Origin of the sequence: Desulfobacter sp. UBA2225, assembly GCF_002348205.1 — a bacterium.
In the GTDB taxonomy this organism is placed as follows: Bacteria; Desulfobacterota; Desulfobacteria; order Desulfobacterales; family Desulfobacteraceae; genus Desulfobacter; species Desulfobacter postgatei.
Genome location: NZ_DDYV01000086.1, coordinates 1 through 4,875 on the forward strand (window position 1 = coordinate 1; position 4,875 = coordinate 4,875).

The window sequence follows — 4,875 nt, forward strand, 5'->3', positions numbered from 1 at the left end:
GGAAAAAATCTATGGAGAATATGTTAAGCTGACATTTCTATTTTATATTATTCATGCACCCGGGCTTTCCATCATACACAGGGAAGCGTTGGGAGATATTCACCGCACCCTGATCACCCTGATCGGAGAACGGGGCGATTATAAAAAAGACATCGTCATTGTTGACCAGACCTTTGCCCTGCTCAAAGAGCACAAGGGACGGTATCCGGAAACCGTGCTGGAATGCATTCATAAAATCGGGGATGCCGTATACAATACCGACGAAATTGAGCTGATCAACCATTTCATTGACCGGGCCGTGGACCATGGATTTCAGTTCCCGGATATCTCAGGAACCGGAGAAGACTGGCAGATCAAATGCAATGTGGCCCATGTGAAAAATATCCGGGTATTTCTAACCCTGGTGGCGAGGCACCCGAAAAAATCCAAACGCCTGCTCTCGGCATTGATCACCTCACTGGCCGTGGGCGGCGTGTTTATCCGGGATACGGATCTGTTTCCCCGGGACATTACCACATTCTTAAATGCCGACATCGCACCGGTGTATAATCTGGTCAAACAACTGGCCCGGCTGCTTCCCACCTTTTTCAATGAGATCGGTGCAGAAGGGGAGCTTCGGGATATTTCCACCCGCCTGGATGAATTGGTTTTCCGCAGGGACCGGCTGGTCCATTTCCTGCGCAAACAATCTCACGTGGAAAGCTCATCAAGGATCGTGGACTTTATCCGGGAAGTGATGATGTTCTGGAAAACCCTGGATAAAAAACCGCTTAAACCCTATCTGCCCCCGTCCATCTATGATGAGATCCCAACCTGCGGAAAATACATTGACGGTCCCCATGCCGTGTTCCGCACCCTGGCCCGGAATAAGCTGCACACACCGGCTGATTTGCTTGGCGTCCGCAAAGCCGACATTGAGGCCATCATTGACAAGGCAGAAAACGCGACAGATCTGGACAGGGAACGGGTTAAACTGATGATCCGGTTCCACGCCCTGCTCAATGAAAAATACGGCATTGAAAACCTGGATCTTGCAAGCTATGTCAATTCCCATATATCCCAGGGCCTGCCAGACCCCAAGAGCATCCTCCATGCCCTTGAAGAGACCGATCTGGAAAGCAGGATCGGGGGACTTTTGTCCTATATGGCGGAGCTGAAAAACATTATTTTGTCCAAGGAAAAATTTACCGTAAACGAATCCATTTACCACAAGCGGCACATTGCCGTTGACATCCCGTCCATGTACGGGTCATACAGTGAAGCCAAATTTGATGCCCTGGGCATGACTTTAAGACTTGAAAGCATTATCAATGTACTGTTTGAGAATCTGATCAACAGCATTGACCTGCGATTGATCACCAAACCCACCTTTGTGAAGATCTTTGCCGTTCTTAAGCTTTTCCGCCAGGCCCTGGCCCTGGACGGCATTGTATCCAACAAGCTGGATACCCAGCTGGAATTCTTAAAATACGCCATTAATATCACCACCTGCTCATTTACCCAGTACCTGGACATTTTCAAGGGATTTACCAGGGCGGTTGCCGATGCGGTAAACGATCACTTCAACAACCTGCACTCCCTGAACCTGAGCAACCTGGACAACCGTATCGGCCGGGAAAATATACTTGAAAAATACCAGCCGGAAGGATTCGGTTCAGCGGCCAATATGCCCAACACACCGACCGCCGTCAAAATGGCAAAAAAACTGGACCAGCGGGTGGCGGATATTTTTTTCCGGGACAGAATTGCCACATCCCTTGGGCTCCAGCAGCTGGATGTATTTTTAAACCGGATTTTAAATACCCTGTTCCGCCAATCCGAACGGCTGACCCAGAAAGAACTGTCAACCCTTCTCAACTACGACCCAAAGGCAGCGATCTGCTCCATTGACGCCGGGGAACTGTTCAGCAACAATATCATCTATCTGGGCAATAAGGGGTTGAACCTGATCAAACTTAAGCGCCTGGGGATTAAAGTGCCCAACGGGTTCATCATCACCACCGAGGTGTTCAAATGTCTGGATCTCATTGACAACTACATTCCGGCATCGAAGAATTTCCAGCAGCTGGTGGCCCATATGCTTGGTCAGCTTGAAACGACCGAGGGTAAAAAATTCGGGAACCCGGAAAATCCTTTGCTGCTCTCTGTCCGGTCGGGCTCGTCCATTTCACAGCCCGGGATGCTGGATTCATTTTTAAACGTAGGCATTAATGAACAAATTGCCGAAAGTCTGGCGGAAAAATCGGGAAACCCCTGGTTTGCATGGGACTCCTACCGCAGATTTATCCAGGCCTATGGCATGGTTTACGGCATCCAGAGAGACCGGTTTGACGACATCATCAAAAACCATAAGGAAAAGGCCGACATCCCCTTCAAACGGTACTTTACAGGAGAGCAGATGCGCGACGTGGCCATGGCGTACAAGCAGCTTTTGCTGGACCAGGGCATCAAATTAGTGGAATCTCCCATGGACCAGTTATTTTTGTCAATTAAAAAGGTATTTGCGTCCTGGAACTCCAAACGGGCCAAAAGTTACCGCAACATCATGGGGATCTCCGATGACTGGGGTACGGCGGCAACGCTCCAGACCATGGTATTCGGCAACTGGTCCAGGGAATCCGGGTCCGGGGTGGTGTTCACCCACAGTCCCAAACTCCCCGGAGACGCGATCCGCCTGTGGGGGGATTTTACCATTGGCAACCAGGGGGAAGATGTGGTATCGGGTTTAGTGAAAACCCTGCCCATATCCGAACTTCAAAGGGAGATGGAAGGCAGGGACGAAAAAATCAGTTTAGAGGAGCGGTTTCCTCTGGTTTATAAAAAATTGAAAGCCATTGTCCTGCAGTTAATTTACGAGGAAGGGTGGAATCCCCAGGAGATGGAATTTGCCTTTCAGGGACAAAAGGCTGAAGATGTGTTTATTCTCCAGGCCAGGGACCTGTCTTTACGGGATAGAAAAAAAATCAAACGGTTTGATGCTGCGCCGGACAAGCTTGAAAAAATCCAATTAGGCCAGGGAATCGGTGTGTCCGGAGGTGCCATGAGCGGCAGAATCGTATTTTCCCTCGAAGAGATCGACGGCTTCAGACGGCAGGATCCCGACAGCAGCCTCATTTTGATTCGCAATGACACCGTGCCCGACGATATCCTGGAGATTGATGCGGCAGACGGCATTTTAACCGCCAGAGGGGGGCTGACTTCCCACGCTGCCGTGGTGGCATACAATCTTGACAAAACCTGTGTGGTGGGGTGTAAAAATCTGGTCTGCAACGAAGAGACGGGCTTTTGTGAGCTCAATGGTGTAAAAATGAATACAGGGGATTTCATCAGTCTGGACGGCCATAAAGGCATCGTCTACCAGGGACAGATGAAAATCAGCAACCATTTAACCTCAATCTAATAAAAGGCAGGAAATATGAGCACAGAGAGATCAAAGATCCTGGGCATTAACGGACTTGGAAGAATTGGAAAGCTGACGTTATGGCACCATGCCGGCAGAAAATTTTTCAATGAAATCGTCATCAATGTGGGCAGAGAGGTCGGCACCGGCATGGATGATCTCATCCATTACATTGAACGAGATTCCACATACGGCCGCCTGGAGGCATTTATACACGGCTTTAGGGGAGAACCCGTTATCACGGATGTGGATCCCGGTTCCGGCACGTTTATGGTGAATGGGGTAAAAGTAAAAATCCTTTCCACAGACCGCAATCCAAAAGATATCGCATGGGCGCAGAATAATGTGGAGCTGGTGGTGGATACCACGGGCCAGTTTCTTGATCCCAATCTCGAATCAGATGCGCCAAAAGGATCCATCCGCGGACACCTGGAGGCAGGGGCCAGGAAAGTCATTGCCTCGGCACCCTTTAAACTCAAACAAGGTGCCGTGATTCCCGATGATGCCGTCACCACGGTCATGGGCATCAACGATAAAGATTTTAACCCTGTGCGCCACTGTCTGATTTCCAATGCATCCTGCACCACCACCTGTCTTGCCCACATGATCAAGCCATTGCTGGATGCGTTTGGCGTGGATCGTTTGCTGTCCGCATCCATGGCCACGGTTCATGCGGCCACTGGCTCACAGCAAGTACTGGACCGTCTGCCCCAAACCGGAAAAACCGACCTGAGAAAAAATCGCTCCATCATGAATAACATCATTTTAACCACCACAGGTGCGGCCAAGGCGTTGCAGCAGGTTATCCCGGAAATGGCCAATATCGGTTTCATTGCCGAGTCCGTGCGTATCCCCACCGCCACCGGATCTTTGATCATTCTGGTCATCAACCTGCAGGAAGAACTGGACAAGCCGCCGGTCAGAAGGGACATGATCAACCAGATCTATCAAGACACGGCCGAAAAACAGTCCGACGGTTATCTGATCTTTACGGAGAAACAGAACGTCTCCTCGGATATCATTGGTACCCCCAGGGCCGCGGCAGTCATCGAGGGTCATGAAACCCATACCCGCACGGCTTGTCTTTCCATTAATCCCAAGCACATGCAGGGCATTGACAAAGAGGTGCTGGAAAATATCAAGGATCGTGTCTGCGCCATCCAGGTCACCCAGGCAGTCATTTATGGATGGTACGACAATGAAATGGCGTCCTATGTAAACATGCTGGGGGACAGAACCGTGACCGTTGCCGAGTCCATGGAATAACAGCCGTGGGCCGGCCCGGCCTGTGAAAAACAATTTAACCACGGAAAGCACAGAATTCACAGAATTCTATCTTCCGTGCCTTCTGTGATTTCCGTGGTTAAAAAAATAAAGGGCATCCTAAAGGCTACGGGTGAGTATTAAATTATACTGGAATAGAGCTAATTATGAAACACCTGTTGATAACGCTCACGAGGTTGTTCTACCAGAGT

General features: G+C 49.8%; 2 protein-coding genes. Both read left to right on the forward strand.

What is annotated here, in order from left to right; genetic code table 11:
* The coding region (locus B3D59_RS04575) for a PEP/pyruvate-binding domain-containing protein (protein WP_286817994.1) at positions 1 to 3,400 on the forward strand (3,400 nt) is incomplete at its 5' end.
* Positions 3,401 to 3,415: 15 nt separating this feature from the next.
* On the forward strand, positions 3,416 to 4,666 hold the full coding sequence (locus B3D59_RS04580; RefSeq protein WP_286817996.1) for a type I glyceraldehyde-3-phosphate dehydrogenase: 1,251 nt from the start codon (positions 3,416 to 3,418) through the stop codon (positions 4,664 to 4,666).
* Positions 4,667 to 4,875 lie beyond the last annotated feature (209 nt).